This window comes from Sporosarcina contaminans (assembly GCF_042679045.1).
Taxonomy (GTDB): Bacteria; Bacillota; Bacilli; order Bacillales_A; family Planococcaceae; genus Sporosarcina; species Sporosarcina contaminans.
Genome location: NZ_JBHTLT010000033.1, coordinates 62637 through 83403, shown reverse-complemented (window position 1 = coordinate 83403; position 20767 = coordinate 62637). Strand labels below are relative to the sequence as shown.

General features: G+C 41.4%; 18 protein-coding genes. 4 read left to right on the top strand and 14 right to left on the bottom strand.

What is annotated here, in order from left to right:
* Positions 1 to 169: 169 nt before the first annotated feature.
* From ACFQ38_RS07105 to ACFQ38_RS07085, 5 genes are all read right to left on the bottom strand, one after another.
* Positions 170 to 2554, bottom strand: a complete 2385-nt coding sequence (locus tag ACFQ38_RS07105; RefSeq protein ID WP_381480192.1) for a bifunctional 2',3'-cyclic-nucleotide 2'-phosphodiesterase/3'-nucleotidase — start codon at positions 2552 to 2554, stop codon at positions 170 to 172.
* A 446-nt stretch (positions 2555 to 3000) separates the two neighbouring features.
* On the bottom strand, positions 3001 to 4383 hold the full coding sequence (locus ACFQ38_RS07100) for an ABC transporter substrate-binding protein (RefSeq protein ID WP_381480191.1): 1383 nt from the start codon (positions 4381 to 4383) through the stop codon (positions 3001 to 3003).
* Between the two features lie 34 nt (positions 4384 to 4417).
* A complete protein-coding gene (locus ACFQ38_RS07095; RefSeq protein WP_336822355.1) occupies positions 4418 to 5236 on the bottom strand; it encodes a carbohydrate ABC transporter permease in 819 nt (272 codons plus the stop codon).
* A complete protein-coding gene (locus ACFQ38_RS07090; RefSeq protein ID WP_381480190.1) occupies positions 5233 to 6129 on the bottom strand; it encodes a carbohydrate ABC transporter permease in 897 nt (298 codons plus the stop codon). Before ACFQ38_RS07090 ends, ACFQ38_RS07095 begins: the two co-directional genes overlap by 4 nt.
* On the bottom strand, positions 6126 to 7259 hold the full coding sequence (locus ACFQ38_RS07085) for an ABC transporter ATP-binding protein (RefSeq protein ID WP_381480189.1): 1134 nt from the start codon (positions 7257 to 7259) through the stop codon (positions 6126 to 6128). The genes ACFQ38_RS07090 and ACFQ38_RS07085 overlap by 4 nt, the downstream gene beginning before the upstream one ends.
* 392 nt (positions 7260 to 7651) lie before the next feature.
* Between ACFQ38_RS07085 and ACFQ38_RS07080 the strand changes: the two genes are divergently transcribed.
* Complete coding sequence (locus tag ACFQ38_RS07080) at positions 7652 to 8488, top strand: glycerophosphodiester phosphodiesterase (RefSeq protein ID WP_381480188.1); 837 nt, start codon at positions 7652 to 7654, stop codon at positions 8486 to 8488.
* Positions 8489 to 8529: 41 nt separating this feature from the next.
* Here ACFQ38_RS07080 and ACFQ38_RS07075 read toward each other — a convergent pair whose 3' ends face one another.
* The 5 genes from ACFQ38_RS07075 to ACFQ38_RS07055 all read right to left on the bottom strand — a co-directional run bounded on the left by ACFQ38_RS07075 (position 8530) and on the right by ACFQ38_RS07055 (position 12236).
* Positions 8530 to 9699, bottom strand: a complete 1170-nt coding sequence (locus ACFQ38_RS07075; protein WP_381480187.1) for a pyridoxal-phosphate-dependent aminotransferase family protein — start codon at positions 9697 to 9699, stop codon at positions 8530 to 8532.
* Between the two features lie 182 nt (positions 9700 to 9881).
* Positions 9882 to 10628, bottom strand: a complete 747-nt coding sequence (locus tag ACFQ38_RS07070) for a hypothetical protein (RefSeq protein ID WP_381480186.1) — start codon at positions 10626 to 10628, stop codon at positions 9882 to 9884.
* Positions 10629 to 10652: 24 nt separating this feature from the next.
* Positions 10653 to 10937: a hypothetical protein gene (locus ACFQ38_RS07065; RefSeq protein WP_381480185.1), complete on the bottom strand. Its 285-nt coding sequence runs from the start codon at positions 10935 to 10937 to the stop codon at positions 10653 to 10655.
* Complete coding sequence (locus ACFQ38_RS07060) at positions 10927 to 11499, bottom strand: hypothetical protein (protein ID WP_336822362.1); 573 nt, start codon at positions 11497 to 11499, stop codon at positions 10927 to 10929. Before ACFQ38_RS07060 ends, ACFQ38_RS07065 begins: the two co-directional genes overlap by 11 nt.
* Positions 11500 to 11585: 86 nt before the next feature.
* Positions 11586 to 12236, bottom strand: a complete 651-nt coding sequence (locus ACFQ38_RS07055; RefSeq protein WP_336822363.1) for a BMQ_0737 family morphogenetic spore coat protein — start codon at positions 12234 to 12236, stop codon at positions 11586 to 11588.
* Positions 12237 to 12435: 199 nt separating this feature from the next.
* Between ACFQ38_RS07055 and ACFQ38_RS07050 the strand changes: the two genes are divergently transcribed.
* Together ACFQ38_RS07050 and ACFQ38_RS07045 are read left to right on the top strand one after the other, a co-directional pair.
* Positions 12436 to 13341, top strand: a complete 906-nt coding sequence (locus ACFQ38_RS07050) for a hypothetical protein (RefSeq protein WP_336822364.1) — start codon at positions 12436 to 12438, stop codon at positions 13339 to 13341.
* Between the two features lie 715 nt (positions 13342 to 14056).
* Positions 14057 to 14752 carry an exosporium glycoprotein BclB-related protein gene (locus ACFQ38_RS07045; RefSeq protein WP_336822365.1) on the top strand — a complete coding sequence of 232 codons (696 nt, stop codon included), beginning with the start codon at positions 14057 to 14059 and terminating at the stop codon, positions 14750 to 14752.
* Between the two features lie 183 nt (positions 14753 to 14935).
* Here the strand turns inward: ACFQ38_RS07045 and ACFQ38_RS07040 are convergent, their stop codons facing one another.
* The 3 genes from ACFQ38_RS07040 to aceA all read right to left on the bottom strand — a co-directional run bounded on the left by ACFQ38_RS07040 (position 14936) and on the right by aceA (position 18417).
* Positions 14936 to 15064, bottom strand: coding sequence for a YhfH family protein (locus tag ACFQ38_RS07040; RefSeq protein ID WP_336822366.1), 129 nt, complete (start codon positions 15062 to 15064; stop codon positions 14936 to 14938).
* A 16-nt stretch (positions 15065 to 15080) separates the two neighbouring features.
* On the bottom strand, positions 15081 to 16691 hold the full coding sequence (aceB, locus tag ACFQ38_RS07035; RefSeq protein ID WP_381480184.1) for a malate synthase A: 1611 nt from the start codon (positions 16689 to 16691) through the stop codon (positions 15081 to 15083).
* Between the two features lie 442 nt (positions 16692 to 17133).
* Entirely contained in the window at positions 17134 to 18417 is a 1284-nt protein-coding gene (gene aceA / locus ACFQ38_RS07030) for an isocitrate lyase (protein WP_336822368.1), read from the bottom strand.
* Between the two features lie 214 nt (positions 18418 to 18631).
* Here aceA and ACFQ38_RS07025 point away from each other — a divergent pair, with 214 nt between their 5' ends.
* A complete protein-coding gene (locus ACFQ38_RS07025) occupies positions 18632 to 19303 on the top strand; it encodes a LytTR family DNA-binding domain-containing protein (RefSeq protein WP_336822369.1) in 672 nt (223 codons plus the stop codon).
* 52 nt (positions 19304 to 19355) lie between these two features.
* Here the strand turns inward: ACFQ38_RS07025 and ACFQ38_RS07020 are convergent, their stop codons facing one another.
* Complete coding sequence (locus ACFQ38_RS07020; RefSeq protein ID WP_336822370.1) at positions 19356 to 20507, bottom strand: polysaccharide pyruvyl transferase family protein; 1152 nt, start codon at positions 20505 to 20507, stop codon at positions 19356 to 19358.
* Positions 20508 to 20767 lie beyond the last annotated feature (260 nt).

Below are 20767 nucleotides of genomic sequence, written 5' to 3'. Positions count from 1 at the left end.
CTAGTCGCCATTAAAAAAACACCTCCGAATTGATTTCATAAGGTTCAATACCCTATTTTCAACGAAAGGTGTTTTTATTTGTCTCATTTTCTTAGGTCAGTTCCAAACAGTCCCCTGTATACCTTCACTGGTTTTATTCATCGGCACTATACAACAAGTGATGAAGTTATTACTTCAACTCAATGCTGAATTTCGCAAATCCATCTTCGGCAGGGCCAATATATTGAATTGCACTTCCTTCTGGAATGAACTTCTCGGCCTTTCCTGAAGTGATGAATATCAAGCTATGAGAGCCTTCGATTGCAGACAACTTCCAGTTTCCGTCTGCAGATGGATCGATTGTTTCTTGCTCAATCATATAATCCATAATCGCTTCCCGGTTTTCATATGCATATTCAATTGTATCAATCGCATTTCTCACACCAGGGAAGTTTCCGCTCGCACGGTAATTGTTTGTAACAACAATGAACTTTTGATCCATATCAATTGCTTTTCCATCATATTGAAGATTCACGATACGGCTCGCATCCGCATTGATCGTTTCGCCTGCTGCATCATATTTCGCAGGTTGCGTCACGTCAATCTCATATGTGATGCCATCGATTACGTCAAAATTGTACGTTCGGAATTCATCGTTTACTAAGTTTTGCTCTTCAGCAGAAGATGGGTCGATTTGGTTGAATTGTCCTGCAGACATTTCGAGCCACTCTTTCAAATCTGCTCCTGTCAGCACTAGCGCAGCAACCGTATTATCGTAAACATACAGGTCTGCTACGTTTTTAATCGCAATCTCGCCAGCAGGGATTTCAGTATAATAGCTTGCACCATTACGTCCTCCTGCTTTAAATGGTGCCCCAGCAGATAATACTGGCAAATCAGCATACTGAGTACCGGCTATTTCTTTTTCAACAAACCATTTTTGTGCATTTGTCACAATTTGAATCGATGGATCATCTTGTACAAGAGCAAAATAGCTTGTAATTTCAGCAGTTGTTTTGCCAACTGGGCTTCTTACGTAGTCAATCGTTCCTTCATGTGCATCTTTAACGGCTGCAATCACTTTTTCGGACGCTTTATTAGAATCCTTGTCAATTTCTCGTACAGAACCAGTTCCTTCTATAACCTTCCAGCCCGTTTCATCTTGTTCCAAAATCAAGTCAATAACACCTAAATGGCTTCCGAATTTACCTGGCATGACGACAGGCGTACCATTCACTGTACCAGCTTCTGAGTCTACATTTTTTAAATCTCCATAATCTCCAGGGAAAACGGAATGATTATGGCCTGTAAGTATTGCATCCACACCGTCAAGCTGTGAAATTTGGTACGTTACATCGTCTTCTTTTTCCGTATGCACTTCATCACCCATTCCAGAATGCGCAAGGACAACGATAATATCTGCGCCTGCTTGCTTCATTTCAGGAATGAACTTCTCTACTGTATGCGCTGCATCTTCCGCTGTCACTTTCCCTTCCAATAAAGCACGATCCCAGCGCATAATACCGGGTGCTACAACGCCAATAACGCCCACTTTTAATTCATGGGAAGCACCATTGCCATCCTTCACATCGCGATCTAAAATTACATATGGCGTGTATCGGTTTTCACCAGTCTTGGCATCATAGACATTCGCATTGACAATCGGGAATGGCGAACCTTCCAACACCCTATCCAAATAATCTAATCCAAAGTTAAATTCATGGTTGCCCAATGTACTGGCATCAAAATCAACAGATTGAAGTGCCGATAGTGCAGGGTGTATCTCGCCCTTTTCTAATGGATCCACAGACACTTTATAGGCGCCAAGCGGAGTCCCTTGAATCAAATCTCCATTATCAAATAACAAGCTATTCGGATTTTCTGCCCTTGCTTCATCAATTAACAGAGCAGTTTTCGCAAGTCCAAATTCCTGCGTTTCTTTATCTTGATAATAATCGTAGTTTACAAAGTTCGTATGCAAATCGCTCGTCCCTAAGATTCGAAGCGCAACAGTAACGGTATCGTCCGCCTGTTCCTCCGTCGGCTTTTGATATACATCTAACAGACGGTTAATAATTTTGTTCATTTGCCTTTTTGAAACGACTTGCTGAGGTTTTACAGTGCCATCTTCATAACCTTTTAACAATCCCAAACCAACACTTTTAGATAGCTCAGCTACCTCGTTCGTTATAAATTGGTCCCGATCTTTAAATTTGTTCAGCAATGCAACATCAAAGTGCTCGTCTGTTGCAATTGCCCGTGAAGCGATCAGAAATGCGTGTTCGCGAGTCAATTTTTCATCAGGCTTGAATTCAGTTGCAGTCGATCCTTTTATTAGTCCATGCTGCAACGCCGCTTCCACGATTGGCGCCAATTTTTCATCAACGTCTGTGAACGGCTGTGTGCTACCGTCTCCAATCTCATAGCTTAATGCCTCGACAATCGCTTTGATAAACTCGCCACGTGTAACGTCTTGTGCATTCGCAGCGCTTGCATTCGCTGTGTAAGAAAGGCCACCGCTAAGGATCAGCGCTACCATGACAATCCACATAGCTACTTTTTTAAGTAAAGACATGCTTTCAACCCCTTAAATAATTTTAAAAAATGCACGATTATGAAAAATAGTTCTATCAATCTGCCAGCCTATAGACGATTAGATGTCTAACTCTTTATTATAGTAGATGCATTCGGGCAGTATCACTTCGTGAAATGATGGTAGGCCCATTCACGAACGAGTGAAAGGGAAATACATTCGAATTAATAGATAACTGCCGAGTATCGATTTTTACTTGCGTGGGATGACCCTTTCTGGCGCAATGATCTGTTTTACTGGTGCGAGATGAACTCTTCTGGCGCATTGATCCGTTTTACTGGCGCAAGTAGCATTAGTTTTAGCACAGACCCGACTTCACTGCACAAAAACACAACTGTTTAATCCTCCATACTTTAAAAGTGAAAATACAGATGAAGAAACGAGTACTGTTTCCTCATCTGTTTCGAAGCTATTGACGTTAAATGAAATTATTCTTTCGTTTTGTTGGCAATTTCCATCGCTCGATTTGTTCCTTCTGCTGCTTTATCCAACACTTCTTGAGGATCTTTGCCTTGGTATAGCTCTTCCAATGCAGTGACGATCTGTTGTCTTGATTCCGGAAAGACGGAGATGAGCGCGCCTTGAGTCGCTAAACCTGGAATAGTGTCTTGTAGCTGGTCAACAGTCACTTTGTACTGTGGATACTCAGCCCATTTCTCTTTAACAATTTCTTCGTCATATGCTTTCGGGTTAATAGCGAAATAGCCTGTATCCAAATGCCATTTTGCCTGCACTTCATGTGTTGTCAAGTACTTCATAAATTCCCAAGCGGCTTCTTGCTCTTCTTCTGCAATTCCTTTAGACATCCAAAGAGAGGCCCCACCGATAACAACTCCATTGCGTTGTACTTCATCAGCGTGTGGAATGTATGCGACACCTACTTCAAATGGTGCATTATTGATAGCGCCAGCAACTCCAGCCGATGAATCCATATACATGGCGACTTTTCCTGTTGCGAATGCAGACCGGATATCGTCCCAATTCGTACCAAAGTTTCCGAATGTGCCTGCTTTATTCATCGTGTCCAAAAATCTGAAAACATTCAAGCCTTCAGGACCGTTGAAAAGTGCTTCAGTTGCATCACCCGACCGTCCATTGTCTTCATTGACATATAAGCCTCCTTGCGTTGCGACCAATTGCTCAAAAAACCAGCCGTACGTCAGCATAGAGAAACCATACATTTCATCCGTTTTTAACTTTGCAGCTGCATCGATCACTTCGGAGAAGGTTTCAGGCGCTTTCTCAGGATCCAATCCAGCTTCTTTAAACGCATCTTTATTGTAAATCATAACTGGAGTTGAAGAATTGAACGGCATTGAATACAATTTTCCATCTACGCGGTAATAGTTCAAAATATTTTCTTCAAGCTGCGACAAGTCATAATTATCCTTATCGATGAAAGACTGCATCGGCTCAATATAGCCACTGTCAATCATATACTTCGTCCCTACTTCGAAAACTTGTGTAATGGCTGGTGCATCTTTCGTGCCCCCAACGCCGCGCAATTTCGTCAATGATTCTTCATAAGAACCTTGGAATTCTGCGTTCACTTGATATTTGTCTTGTGATTCATTGAAGCCTTTAACAATTTCATCGATTGATTCTTGTCCGGAACCAGACATCGCATGCCAAAACTCGATCGTCACTTTATCCTCGCCGCTGCCATTTTCCGAACTGCTGCTTGATTCTCCGTTCGAATTCGATGAACTTGAGCTACTATTGTTGCTGCTATCGCTATTCGTGCAAGCAGACAAAACGGTAAGCGTGAAGACGAATAAGAAAAATAAACCGAGACGAAATGTCTTTTTCACTTTCATAGCACCCCTTTTATGAGTAATTGTTTTATTACTTCAGCGCTCCTTGAGAAAGCCCTTTTTGCAGCTGCTTCTGTCCGATGAATAAAAGAAGCAGCGTCGGTATGATGACTACGATTACACCAGCCATGACCACCCCCCATTCGGTTGCAATTTCTTGTGATTGCAATTGCTTCAATCCGATTTGGACTGTGCGTACGGATTGGTTCGTCGTAATGAGCAGCGGCCATAAATACATATTCCAAGTCGTCAAAAAGCCATAAGCTCCTAAAGTAACTAAACTTGTTTTCGATATAGGCAGGACGACTTTCCAGAAAAACTTGAATCTGCTCAGGCCGGCAATTTGCGATGCCTCATGCAATTCTTTCGGGATTGTTAAAAAATGTTGGCGCAACAGAAAGGTTCCAAATGCCAGCGCGAAGAATGGCAATGTCAACCCTTGGTATGTGTTAAACCAATCCAATTTGCGGATTGTAAAGACGTTCGGTATCATTGTCGCTTCCCAAGGAATCATCATCGTTGAGATGAATAGAAAGAAAATAAAATCCCTTCCTTTGAATTTAAAAAAGACAAATGCATAAGCGGCCAAACTGCAAACGACCAATTGTCCGACCATAACACTTAACGAGACTATGAAACTATTCAACAAATAATTAAGCAAAGGAAGCCTTGAAAACACCTTTATATAATTATCAAAGTTAAACGATTCCGGGAAGAACTTCCCTTGGATGATTTCAGGCCCTGTCATAAAAGAAATCATAAACGCATAAGCGACTGGAAAAAAAACGAATGCAGATGTCACAATGAGCAAAAAATAAAGCCATATTTTTTGTGGAAGGCTTGTTCTCATTGGTAATGCACCTTCCTCTCACCTAACTTAAATTGCAAAATGGTGACGATGAGGATAATAATGAATAAAATGACTGCCTGTGCACTTGCTGTTCCAAATTGATAGTTGATGAATGCCTCCCGATAAATGGAATAAACGATTAAATTCGTTGATTGGGAAGGGCCGCCTTTCGTTAAAATATCGATTTGCCCGAATGTCTGGAAAGCATTGATCAATGAAATTGTTATAATAAAAAACAGAGTTGGTGATAGCATCGGCAACGTAATACGCCTTAGCCGATAAAAATACCCTGCCCCATCGATTTTGGCACTCTCATATAGGTGTTCGTCGATGTTTTGCAAGCCGCCAAGCAATATGAGAAACGAAAAACCGATGTTCATCCAAATTGTTGAGATGGACACAGATAACAATGCCCATTCTGGATCCAACAACCATTGAATTTGAGGCAAATTGAAGACGCCTAACAGCCGATTGAACATCCCAATGCTTGGATTGAACATGAAAAGCCATATAACCGATGAAGCGGCAACAGAAATGCCCATTGTCGAGGAATACATTGTCCGGAAAAAGCCAATCCCCTTTAGCTTCTCGTTCGCCAATAAGGCAAAAAAGAGCGCGAGGATGATGCCGATCGGCACGGTATATAAAACAAACAAAACAGTCGCTTTCATACTGTTGCGAAATTCCGAAGACCCCATTAAATACTCATAGTTCTCAAATCCGACATTAATCGCCGCATTTCCTGCTTGATCTGTCAAGAAAAAGCTTAAATAGATTGTCCGGAACATCGGGTAAAACACAAAAACTGAAAAGAGGATGACAGACGGCAATAAATAAAGGATAGCGGTTCTACCATCGATGGACCTTTTCCAAAATCGTTTCCAAGAAGTCATGGCGACACCCCGCTTTGTGAGGCGTAATGGCCATGGTCAACCGCCTTCTTCATTAGTTGCCCGCTTGCGCTATCAAAAATTGAAAATGAATCATAGCTTAATTTCACCGGCAATTGATCGCCAATTTCGATATGCCATTGCCCACTCCATTTCGCCATCCATTCGGACTCTCCCATTTGGAAAGAGAACACGGTTTCATTCCCTAATATTTCAACATTCGTTACTTCAACTTCAAATTGTTCTTTTATATCATCGTTGCTCGTAACTGGTTGCAAGTGCTCAGGTCTCACACCGACCGTAATGTTTTGCCCTTCTCCTAACTCCAAATCGTCTGTTTGTACACTCACTTTTATTTGATTTGCAACGTTCAATTCATTTGTCTTCTTATCAAAGGTAGCAGGTGCTAGATTCATAGGCGGTGAACCGATGAACGTTGCCACGAACGGATTTGCAGGGTAATTGTAAATGTCGATTGGCTTGCCTACCTGTTGAATTTTTCCTTCATGGAGAATCATGATCCTATCTCCCATTGTCATTGCTTCTACTTGATCATGGGTTACATAAATCATCGTAATGCCCAATTTTCGCTGCAGTCTCCTTATTTCGGAACGCATATGGGCTCGCAATTTCGCATCCAAATTAGATAACGGTTCGTCCATAAGGCAAATAGGCGTTTCACCCACGATAGCACGCGCCAAGGCTACCCGTTGTCGCTGCCCTCCGGAAAGTTCCCTCGGCTTGCGTCCCAAGTATTCAGTAAGACCTAACATTTCAGCAACTTCTTTCGCTTTTGCACGTTGCTCCTCTTTTTTCATGCGCTTAACGTCTAACCCAAACGTAATATTTTGCTGTACTGTCAAATGAGGATAAAGTGCATAGTTTTGAAAGACCATCGATAAATCTCTTCGGCTCGCCGGCAAATCATTGGCAACACGATCACCAATTTTCAGCGTACCTTCTGTAATTTCTTCAAGACCAGCAATCATTCGAAGCATCGTACTTTTCCCACAGCCCGAAGGACCAACGAGTACGAAAAATTCTCCTGGCTCAATCGTTACATTAATAGAAGAAATAACATTTACTTGTTTATCGTATGATTTAGATACATTGATCAGTTCCACTTTTTTCATGCATCAAATTCCTTTCCATTTCACATTGTCTGCTTGAAAATAAAGAACAATTCATCCAGCTTTAGAACCTTATTTTCATACTACATGCGAATGCTATGTAAAATTGCGATGTGAAAACTTTGTTTTCCTTGCTATTTTCTATTAATCTCTATAGAGTCAAATCACCACCCTTTTTAATTCTTGAAATTTTCTAAATAGGGTTCGTAAACAGACTTCGATAAAAGGTAGCTTAATTCCTTCCTTTTCGTGAAATCTTTACATTCTCTTAATCAAGTTACTTTCGAATAGGGTCTCAGTCACGCAAGAACCCATTCCGCCTTTCATTTATACAATGAAGCATTCATCTAAAAATAAAGATTTCTGGTAAAACGAGTAAAAATGGAGTGAAACAAATGAAAAAATGGGCCATTGCAATCTTTCTTTTTATGGCTGGTTGTTCAGCACAAACCGACCGTGCTCCATTGCCTGATGATTTTTTAGTCATTGCACACCGCGGTGCATCTGCCTATGCTCCAGAGCACTCCTTATATGCATATGAATTGGCGTTGCAAATGAATGCAGATTATATTGAACTTGATTTGCATATGACAAAAGATGAGGAGCTTGTCGTAATTCATGATGGATATTTGCCCACAGATTCGGGTGAACAGGCAGTAGGTAAGCTCTCTTTCAATGAAGTACAGCAGATAGATCTATATGAAAAGGAGTTTATGGAAAAGCACCCGGTTTCATTGCCAAAAGAAGAGGATTTATTGCGCATTGTCAGTCTAAAAGAGGTGTTGCTCCATTTCGGCGATGATGCGAAATATTATATTGAATTAAAGACGCCTTCATCCTACAAAGGAATGGAAGAAGAGGTCGTTCACCAATTGACGGAAAGCGGTTTATTGCCAAATAAAGATAGTGAGGCAAATGTGATCATCCAATCCTTTGACAAAGAGTCATTGCTGAAAATTCATCAGCTGGATGAATCCATCCCACTTATACAACTGTATTCCTACGAAAAAGGAAGCATTCCGAAAAAAGAAATAAGAGCATTGAGCAAATACGCATCCGGTGTTGGAGTACCCGCAGACTTTGTCACGGAGGAGTTCGTCCGTTCCTTGCATGATGCGGGCCTTCATGTACACCCGTTCACGGTGAATGACGCCGAAGAAGCCCAGCGACTGATAGAGCTTGGCGTTAATGGCATTTTTACAGACGACCCCGCCATATTCTTGAAAAAATAAAATGAGCCCAATTATCTCAGTCCGATAATTGGGCTTATCTATTATGCTGTAACAGCCGCCATTTCTAAATGGAACCGTTCCAATGCTTGTTTAATATTAGCAGTATATCCGATTTCATTCAATGTATTGCCGATTTCTTCAATTGCCATTTGCAACATTCCTTCCGTCGTATTGCCCATATGGCCGATTCGGAATGCTTTTCCCGATAGATGTGACAAAGCGCCGGCAACAATGATCCCTTTTTTAGATAATGAAGCTCGGAATTGACGATCATCAACGCCTTCCGGATACAGAATGCAACTCAAAGTCGATGCAGCGACATCTTCATTTGCGAGCGGCGTCATGCCATATTCTCTAAGTGCGCCGCGTACCGCCCTTCCGTATGCGGTGTGGCGGGCATATCTTTCCTCAAGCCCTTCAGATAAAACAAGTTTCATGCCCTCTTCATAGGCATAGATCAAATTGACGGGCGGTGTTGCGAAATAGTTGGCTGGATTTTGCATAATCGGCATCCAGTTGTAAATATCACAATAATAAGCAGGAATTTTCCCTAATTGTTCCCGTGCATTCAGTGCTGTTTTATTGAATGCAACAATTGCTAACCCTGGAGGCACTCCAATCGCCTTTTGCGATCCTGTTAAAACGACGTCGATCCGAGCATTTTGCGCACCGTAACCTCTGCTCATATCTTCTTCCATCGCTGCAGTCGCACATACACCATCTAAAATGGCGAGCGCACCATGTTTTTTCACAATCGGCACAAGAACGTCTAAATCCGCCGCTACGCCAGTTGACGTATCTGCATGAGTGATCGTCACCGCCTTATATGTATGCTCCTTCAGTTTCTTTTCTACGTCTTCAGCACGTACTTGCTGGCCCCATTCTGCCTGCAGCACATCAACTTCAATTCCAAAAGCTTCACATAATGTAATGAAGCGATCACCGAAATAGCCATGGCTAATAACCAATAGCCGCTCACCTGCACTAACTGTGTTCACGATAGCCATTTCCATTCCAATCGTGCCAGAGCCCGCAATGACAAACACTTCACCATCCGTCTTCAGCAATTCACGCGTCTGCTTGATTGAATTCTTGTAAATTTCTACAAATCTTTGATCGGTATGTCCTCTCGTTTCACTTGCCATCGCATCATAAATCGAATCGACGACAGGAGTCGGTCCAGGAATTAATAACAATTCTTCATTTTTCATATTGCAGCAACCCCTTTTTTCTTTGTTATACTATCTTTCGAGAAAGCTTCCCAGAAGTCCTCTTATTTTTCTGATAAAATAAAATTGACGAAGATGTGATCTCATCTTCGTCTGTTCTATAAATTTTTGAGTCGTATTCAATACTGTGACCTTACATTTCCTTTATTTATCTAAGACCTATGTTACTCTATATCTTCATTCTGTCTATCCGGCTTCTCTGTTGTTAGCTGTCCAACTTGATCCGTCAATGTGTCCAGATGCATTTCTAAAGCTTCCAACACTTTCACTTTCCCCTCAATCATTTGCTCATACGCAATTGCTTGATCAACGATTTGTTGCAATTGGACGTCTAATTTATGCATCGTCCTCTTTATTTCTGAAGTGAAAGCTTTTTTTTCGCACTCCATTAGTTGATGTTCCAAGTCTTCCACCATGTTTCTCATGCGACTATTTTCTAACTCCCATTCGGCATTTTGTTTTTGAAGTTCTACCAGTGCCTTTCTCATTTTCAGATGTTCCTCATTTTTATTTTTTAATTCCTGCAGCAAACTTTCATCGTGGATAGACATCTGTTCGATCTGTTTTTGTAATGCTCCGTTCATGAGTTTTAAGGAATTATTTTTATTCAATAGTTTTTTAATTGAAGCGATTTTCTTTTCTTTATCTCGTTCGTTTGTTATGTAGATGAGTCGATTAACGCTCTTCAACTCTTTAGTTTCCTTTTTCAGCCGATACAGCTGCCACTTCAATTCTTTTCGTTCCATTTTAAGCTTTCCATTTTCCCTTTCAAGCTCCAAGCGCATGATATAATCGTATTCTATTTCTTTTTCATACAATTCTCTTTTATATTTTGCTATTTCCGATCTCAATGAAAGGATAATTTGCTGCAATTGGATCGGATCGTTATTTTTCATTGGTTCATCATTCATCATGACACCTCTTTCACACAATTACTATTTTGCTTTCAATTGTGCTATCAGATGCTCAAAGTTTTGTTTATTCTCTTCCGCCATTTCATCTAATTCATTGCATAATGATTGAAAGTATTCTATCGGTTCTATGGCGGTCGTTTTTTTCTCATTCAGCATGAAATAGCTTAACAACATATTTAGCGAACCTTTTTCCAAAAATAGATAGCTATTGTTTTCTTCTTTCACCTCGTTTAATTGCTTGGCCATAAAATCCTGCAATATCTTTTTCACAGAAATGTCCGAGCCATTTTCATTGCTATTTGTCAATTTTATCCTCCTGTTTTGGAATACTGCCGTTCAAATTAATCGGGTTTAACACTCTGCTTCCTTTTTCATTTTGATCGCAATACACAACTCCAATAATGCTTCCAGCATAGTCTGAAGCAGGAGACCATTTCACTTGAAAATTGGTAAATGCAATGGATTCATTTGGCTGGATGCTATTCTGTTCAATCGGTCTCAGCCATATCTCATTTGGGCTTCTATCGTTGTTGAACCGTTCCCAGCTGTTAGGAATTTTTAAAGTGCTATTATTACCTTCCACAACGTATCTCCCAGAGAATTCAAAAAGTGAATCTGGCGGCATTTGGATACAAATCGATGGATTCGTGATTTGCTCGCTTCCTAAGTTCAATAAATGAAAAGATGCTAAGCAAAGGCATTCTCCACCTTCCGCATGATCAATTCTGAAAGCATGTGTGAAATAGCAGACCATATTATATGCATTGCCCTTTGCTATTCCAGCAATCAACGTTTCTATTTCACTTATATACGCTTTTGTTTGCACCCGAAGCTCTTTCAACTTACGCTCTACTGCTTCCTTGCCCAAATCATCCCTCTTTTCCAAAAAAATAAAGAGAGGAGCCTTATCCCTCTCTTTAACCATATGTTTGCGCATGCCCTACTATTAATGAATTATTGGCAGCCGCCAGTAAAATCCGGAAAAACTGCCGGACATTGCAGCGGACGGATCGGTGCAGGGCATGATGTCGGCAATTCTGGTCTCGGTTCGCAGAAGTTTGCAACGAACTCGACTGTGACCGGGAACGTTGATTGGATGCTTTGGCAAGTTGCTACAGAAATTGTTAAAGCTGAAAAAGTAATCGTTCCAGCACCCGGTGTAAGAATACCAGTTGTGCAAACGAAGCAATCCAAATCTGTATACGTAACATCTACGCTCGTATTATCTGGAGCACATAGTGTAACTTGTTCGCAACGTGTAACCGGAATTACTGCACTTGTAAAGACGACTCCACCCGGTAATGTGACAATGAGCGTGACATCAAAGTTCTTTTGGATTGTAAGCTGTTGAAGCATGACATTTGTGCCATCGAAGCAAAATGGACGATTTTCACGTGATAAAATGACAACTGGATTATCCGCTGCAGGAGTTACTTCGCAAGTGACAACAGCGCCAGTAAAATCAGTTGTAGCTGTTACGCCTGTGAAAGGGATTGCCCCAGTCGGTGAAATATCAAAATTGTTTTCTTTAACAATCCAGTCATACACCTTATCTACGTTAATACAGATTACTTCTTCTTGCTGCACAAGCTTATTTTCTTTCATGTTTGTAGACACCTCCAATTTTTTCTGTCAACCGTATCATATGTAACAATACACGCATTGCATAGGCAAGAATCGCTTGACAGAACTGTTCTTTCGTCCATTTTTTTATACTGTTATTTGCCAAATGGTCTATAAACTGATGTCACGTAATGAAATTTTTTTTAATAGAATAGTAGTGTATACAAAGGAGTGAATCGCAATGAAGAACAACCATGAAACGAATCAACTGCAAACCGATGATATCGAATCTCTCAAAGAGAAGATCGAAGGCTATAAAAACTTGCTAATAGCCTTAAAATCGGATAAAACAACAATCGAACCTCCAATCGGATTTCACGATCTCACAGCGCTTCAAGAACAAATCGCTAACTTGGAGGAGGTCATAAAGCAAACGACTGACAAGCAACATACCATCTCAGAGGAATACGATAAGCTCATGAAGCATGTTGCAATGCAATTTCGCTTTTTAAATAGAACGATAGAAGAAATGGATCAAGAGATTGCTTCTGTAAAGGAGAAGCTCATAATTGAAAAAGCGAATAAACGCAAAAGCATAGCTTCACCTTTACCGATCAATTTTTCCGTTTCTGCTCCCCCTTCCTATCACGTCCTTCGAAATCTTATCAATCAAGCAAATGATCCACAAGAAGCAACATCTGGTCAGCACAACAGTCTTTCACGCCATCAGCCTCAAATTAATGAATTTCCAACAAAACAGAACTTCCCATCTACAAGCAAATTGCCTGAACATTTTCACCGAAATATGAATAAAAGATCAACATTCCATTATAAAAACTCAAATTCATCCGTTCCAATTCCGTTTAATGAAAACATAGATGGCATCATCCCCCGTTCTTCACTAGACCAAGATCATTTGGAAATCAAAGTAGAGACGGAGGCAAAAGTGGAAAAAGAACCGTCACCAAGCATAGAACAACTCGAGCCGCCTATTCAACAAAGTGAAAATAAAGAAATGACTGTTCCAGTCCCAGTTCCGGCGCCAATGCCAACATTTGAAAGTCAAGCGCAAGAAGATAATCCTGACGATAAGGAGAAAAAAGGGGGATTCTCTATCCGAAATTGGTTCAAAAGAAAAAACGAATGAAAGTAGTGGATGCTTCCTTATAATGAAGTTAACAACTTGGCATGGGGCCTTCGCGGGGATGAGTCCCATGCCAGGAAACCCAGCCAATTGGACTGGCTTGTTCCGACAAGGCTATCATGCCCGCTACTCCAAGTAAAGTTGTGCTTAGTGTGTTTCATGCGAATCTATACCCAATTTTGTCTTCGTTTGATCAAGTTTCTTCAAAAGGATCAACGTTGATTGGAGTGCAGGCGCCGACTCCTGCGGGAAAAGCAAATGTTTTTCTGCGAGTAAAAGCGAAGCGTTAGGAGCATGAGCCTTGAGACACTACAGAGAGCGCAGCGGACGAGGAGTCTCAAGCCATGCCGCGGAAGCTTCCGACTGAAACGGAAATCAACTTAGCGGGATATTGCGATTTCAATTTTATGAATAGTTTCTATTAAAAACAGGCAAAAGGAAATTACTCAAGATTAAGGACTTGACTGCAGAAGACGCAGAAATACGGCGAATCGAACTCTTTGTTGTTCGATTCGCTGTTCATTTTAAAAAATGCGAGCTATTGTTAGCGAATTGGTCGCTACACTTAAATTGAGAGTAGTTCTAATTTTGAAGAAAGGTTTGGGACAATCACCTATCCTCACTATAAATCATGATGAAAAACCAATAAAAGCAATAGTTGCTAGCCCGTCAGAACAGTAAACATTTGAATAAGCTATTGGAGAAAGGAGGTGTAAATATGCTGTTAAGTAATTATCGAGATCGGGGATGTGCCGGATGCAGCGGAAGAAAAGGTGGGAACAGAATCGCACAAGTTGGAGAAGGATGTGCACCAGTTATGGGTGAACCAAATCCTTGCGGTATTTTAGGTCCATTCCGTGCAGTTGATGCAGCGTGCCTACCAATTGTACCTCCTGCAGCTGCTACTGGTTCCATTATTCCATTCTCCTCTGGTATAACAGATGTTGTTTTGACTTCGCTTGCTGGAGGTTTAGTAGGAACGACTTCCCTCGTTGGATTCGGTACAGCTGTTCCCGGCGTAACGCTATTAGGGAATACAATTGACACGACTGCACTTCTCACTACTGAGGCATTCTCTGTTCCTCGGGCAGGAAATATTACTTCTATCTCTGCATCATTAAGAATTTTGGCTGCTGTTACTTTATTAGGTACAGTCACTGTCCATGCAACTGTTTTCAGAGCACCTGCTGGAAGCAATACATTTACAGCAACAGCCGCAACTGTCGATTTAACACCTACATTGACGGGCCTAATTGCGATTGGAGACTTAGTGAGCGGTACAACAACAGTTCCACCAGTTCCAGTTGCTGCTGGAGACCGTCTATTGATGGTTTACTCAATTACAGCAACAGGTCTTGGCGATTTGGCTGCAACTGTCACTGGTGCTGCAAGCGCTGGTATTACAATCGAATAATTCGAACACCTCCCATTTCAATAAATAAAATATATTCCTTTGTCGGTGAGAGAGTTCCATCCCTTCCTCTCGCCGTCTTTTTTTACCAACCATTCACCCTCTTTCCTTATATGTATGCGAAAGACCCTATTCTCGAAACAAAACATGCGGCGTATTCCCCAATAAGGAATAGGCCGCATGTTTTCATTCTTTATATTTTCCAATACAGCGCTCGCATTCATAAAGAAGAGATTCGACTTTCTCTATGATTTCGCAACCACACTCTTGGCAATACTTTTTCGATTCACTTTGTTGGTTATTCATCATTTCCATTTGAATCTCCTCCAGTTCATTGTAATTGTTCATATGCAGGCAATGTTAGAAACTCCTCAAACTCATCAGACAGTGTCAAATCTGCAAAAAGCTGTGCAGCTTCATTAAACTTCCCTTTTTGAAAATTCCTCTCTCCAATAGACTGCTTCAGCTTTTCCATCTCGTCATCAAAGATTTGTTTGAAAAGATCAACTGTAATCTTTCTTCCATCTTCAAATTTACCTTCCGGATGTCGGATCCATTGCCATACTTGCGAACGTGAAATTTCTGCTGTAGCCGCATCTTCCATTAAATTATTGATTGGCGCAGCCCCGTTGCCACTGAGCCAAGAAGCAATATATTGCACTCCAACACTACAGTTCATCCTCAAGCCCTTTTCTGTAATCGTACCAGTCGGCACTTGAAGTAAGTCTTCTTCAGTCACGCGGACATCTTCCCGCTTACGGTGAACTTGATTTGGCGTCTGCATATGCTCATCGAACTCTGCAAGCGCTACTGATACTAGCCCTGGATGCGCAACCCACGTGCCATCATGGCCATCCATTACCTCTCTCCGCTTATCATCCGCTACTTTCCTGAAAGCTTCATCATTTGCCTCAGGATTGTTACGGATCGGAATTTGTGCTGCCATCCCTCCCATCGCAAAAGCATTTCGCTTATGGCATGTTTGAACGCATAGTTGGGTATAAGCACGCATGAACGGCGAAGTCATTGTCACCTGTTCTCGATCTGGCAAAATAACATTGGGGTCATTTCGCAGCCTTTTCAAGAAACTGAAAATATAATCCCATCTGCCGCAATTCAACCCTGCCGCATGCTCACGTAATTCATATAAAATCTCATCCATTTCAAAAGCAGCCGTAATCGTTTCAATTAAAATCGTCGCTCGAATCGTCCCTCTTGGAATGCCTAACCTTTCCTGCGCAAAAAGAAATACATCATTCCAAAAGCGCGCTTCCAAATGACTTTCAAGCTTTGGCAAGTAGAAATATGGACCAGTTCCTCGGTCGATCAATTCCTGTGCATTATGGAAAAAGTAAAGCCCGAAATCGAACAGCCCACCCGCCATTGGCTCTCCGTCTATTTGAATATGCTTTTCATCTAAATGCAGCCCGCGTGTCCTGACGATTAATACCGCTGTCCTATCATTCAACTTGTACGTCTTGCCATTTGAAGCCTGTTCAAACTCAATCGTCCGGCGTACTGCATCTTTTAAATTCACCTGGCCATCAATCATATTGGACCATGTCGGTGAAGTCGCGTCTTCAAAATCCGCCATGAACGCTTTTGCTCCAGAATTTAACGCGTTAATGATCATTTTCCGATCTACTGGCCCGGTAATTTCTACGCGCCGATCTTGTAAATCTGCCGGAGCCGGGGCAACTGTCCAATCACTTTCGCGAATAGGTTTTGTCTCTTCCAAAAAACATAGTTTCTCTCCTCGATCAAGACGCTCTTGCCGCTGTATCCGCTCTTCCATCAATTGCAATCTTCTGCCATTAAATTGTTCATGCAAACTATATAGAAACTCCAATGCTTCCGGCGTTAATATCTCCTCTGTCCCAGCCGTCAGCTCACCAACAATCTCTAAATTGAATCGCATTTGTTGAGTAGTCAGTTGAATCATCCTTTCTTTTTTTAACTTTCCTTTATGACATCGCAGCTTGCAGGATGCCTTCTTAGCATAAAGCTGTGAATAACACATAATAGCTGACAAAATCTAATTTCAAGCATAACCTTTTTTTTGCGTGAGCTTAACTGCCTCATTCCAAGGATAAAGCTCCCAATAGACGCAGAAGCTGCTACTTCTACGCATAAATCCCTCACAACACACATAACTGTTTACAGCAACTCATAGATGCTTGCTAAAGCGCTTATAAAGCCGCCCCACATGCATTCCCTCCTAAGATGCGCATAACCTGCTTTAGGTTCACACATTCTTCCTCGTTGCAACACTTGCTCCCCTTATAGAGAGGCTTCCCGCCACTAACCGGCCTGCCCCGCGCGGACCGGTTCATGGCGGGAAACCTCCCCATTACTAAACGGGGAGCATTTCCGATTACCGCCAATCAAACGAATTGTGCGACTTCCGTCGAACCTTTCATAGCTGTTGTAGATGAAGTGCCGCCAGAAATCACTTGTGCAACTTCATCAAAATAGCCTGTGCCGACTTCACGCTGATGGCGCGTTGCCGTATAGCCTTTCGATTCATTTGCAAATTCCGCTTCTTGTAGTTTTGAATAAGCAGCCATGCCATGATCTTTATAGCCATATGCAAGCTCGAACATGCTATGATTCAATGAGTGGAAGCCCGCAAGCGTAACAAATTGGAATTTATAGCCCATCTTTCCTAACTCACGCTGAAATTCAGCGATCGTTTCATCATCCAAGTTTGCTTTCCAGTTGAAGGAGGGTGAACAATTGTAAGCCAACATTTTCCCTGGATACTTTTCGTGAATCGCCTCAGCAAAACGCTTCGCTTCCTCTAAATCAGGCGTTGATGTTTCACACCAAATCAAATCGGCATATGGTGCGTAAGCAAGACCGCGAGCAATTGCCTGGTCAATTCCTGCTCTCGTACGGAAAAATCCTTCTGGAGTTCGCTCTCCCGTAATGAATTCTTGATCTCGTGGATCGATATCACTTGTAATTAAATCTGCTGCGTCTGCGTCTGTCCGTGCAATGATGATTGTTGGCACATCCAATACATCCGCTGCCAAACGAGCTGAAATCAAGTTGCGCACTGCATTTTGTGTAGGGAGCAACACTTTACCGCCAAGATGGCCACATTTTTTCTCGGACGCCAATTGATCTTCAAAATGAACGGCTGCAGCACCTGCTTCAATCATCGCTTTCATTAATTCAAAAACGTTTAATGGACCTCCAAAACCTGCTTCGGCATCTGCAACGATTGGAGCGAACCAATCAAACCCATCATTTCTTCCTTCTGCATGATCAATTTGGTCTGCCCGTTGCAATGCTTGATTAATGCGCTTTACAACAGAAGGCACGCTATTCACTGGATACAAGCTTTGATCCGGATACATTTGTCCCGCTAAGTTCGCATCTGCTGCAACTTGCCAACCGCTTAAATAAATGGCTTTCAATCCCGCTTTTACTTGCTGCACCGCCTGATTCCCTGTCAAAGCCCCTAATGCATTGACGAAGTCTTCTTCATGTAGTGATTTCCATAACCGATTTGCCCCGCGTTTTGCTAATGTTTGCTCGATCACAACAGAGCCTTGCAATTTAATAACTTCTTCTGCGGAATACCCACGTTCAATCCCTTTCCATCTTTCATCCTCCTGCCACTTCTTTTCTAATAATGCCGCCTGCTCTGTACGCGTTGTCATTTCGTCCACACCTTTCTATTGTTTTGTTCAACTGATTGTGTAAATGATACTTTATTACTGTTCCATAACAGTCGAACTTGTTATACATTACTATATAACAGAATATTTTAATTGTCTGTGCATTCCGATAAAAAGCAGTTTTTATCGGATGAATAGCAAAATAGCAAGACGAAATGGTTTTTTAATAGGGAAGCAAACTGAAGGAGGCATATGAATGTCGATCGAAAATGTGGAAGTCGAAAGAGGGTTTTTACAGCAGTACACTTGTCTGTTGGAAGATTGGATACCAAAGGATGCTTCAATGGCCATCGCACTCGACAATCATTACGTGTACTACATGTCAGGTTTGCATGATATTCAATTGAAGGAAGGCCAGCCAATAAAAAAAGGCAGCATCGCCGATACAGTGCTGCAAACAAGAAAAAAAGTCGATTTAATTGTAGATCGTACGTTGTTTGGAAAACCGTATTATGGCATTGGCTATCCAATCGAAATACGTGGGAAAGCAGGCGCACTTATCATTATTTTGCCGCCTAATTATCATGTCTTGAAAAATGAACCAATCCGTATGCTTACAGGCAAGCTACATGATGAATGGTATCCTGTACCACTTGAGCAAATTACTCATATCGAAAGCTATCAAAAAAAGACGTTCTTTTATACGGAAGGAGAACAATACACCACGAACTGCACCCTCAAAGAACTCCATCTGAAATTGCCAAGCTCTTTCTTGCGAATTCACCGTTCTTATATTATTAATCTTTCTTGCATCGATAAAATTTCACGTGACTTCTCCTCCAACCTGCTTATGAAAATGAAGGATGGAGCAGAGCTGCCGATTAGCCAAACGTACTTGAACGATGTGAAAAGCACTCTATGTTTTTAATGAAAAAGGCCGTAGATCGGATGATTTTCACCCTTTCTACGGCATGTGTCAATTAAGATTCAGCGATTTCGCCTGTTAATTGCAAAGTCGCCTTTTCAGATTCACTATATAGTTTCTTGGACAGCTCTTCTGTCTCTAACACTGTCGATTGCCAATTTAACTTCATTTCACCAAACGCTTCTGCAAAAAATTCGTTGTTCTCATGCAGCTGTTCCATCGGTACATTGAATGCCGACAATCCAACATGATCCATGAAGTCCTTCACTTTGTGGTGATAAGAGATTGCGATAATTGGCGTTGAAGTGCATAAAGATAAAATCAATGAATGCAATCTCGTTCCAATTACAACATCTTGCTTCTCTACGACATCCAAAATATCTTCCGGCAAAAGATTTTCATCGATGATCATCGTCTTATCACGATGCTGCATCAACCGCTGAATGTCCTTCGTTACATTGGCATCTTGCGGAAACTTCGTCGCAAAAAATGTAATCTCCACATCTTCGTTTTCTTCAGCAAGTGCATCTAAGTTTCGTGCCATTCCTTCAATATAATTTTGGTACAGTTCCTCGTTCCCTTCCGGCCAGTAATCTTTATTGTAATAAGGAACAGCTGTAACACCAATTTTCTTTGGCTTGTCTGACTTCTGTGGCGTGTTCTCCCTTCTTAAATAAAAAGCGGGATCTCCGAAAACACGAATGTTTTTTTCTATGCCAAGACTGTAGAGCAATGCAGCAGATTCAGGATCACGAACGGAAACATAATTTGCTTTCATACTCATTTGGCGAATGAACCATTTACCTAATTTAGTATGTAACGGACCAGCTCCACATGCATAAATCGCATAAGGTACATTGGAACGTTGCGCCATCATCGCATACGATCCATACAAAGGCGCCTCTCTTTTATAGAGATCCATTAAGATACCACCGCCACCGATGATGAGCATATCAAATGTTTGTACAATTTTCTTATTCATTTTATACGTCTTTAAAAATGTCGTTGCTGGATTTCCTGTTCTGTAGTATAGCGGATAACTTTCAACACCATATCGTTTTGATGTCTGTTCCGGGTTATTGCTGAAAACGGTAATTTGGTTCGTATCAATATGCAAAGTAGAGGTAACTTGCTTAATTAAACCTAAGAGAATTGCTTCATCCCCATTATTATTATTTCCATAGTTACCGACAATTCCTATTTTCATTTCCCAACTTCCTTCTCCAAAATAATACTTATAGTATAACATGTTACAATATGCGACAACCATCCATACACTGCTCCGAATGATCACAGGTTGGAATAAGGCGATTGCTAGTAGAGAAATACCTTTTTCACAAGCAGTTGTCCGGCTGGTTCAGGTAGTTTAAAGCTATATTGAGCAGTTGTACGCATACTTAAGCGGATCATTTGAGAGTTCATTAAATAAAAAAGATGAAGAAACAACTGCTGTCTCTCCATCTTTTC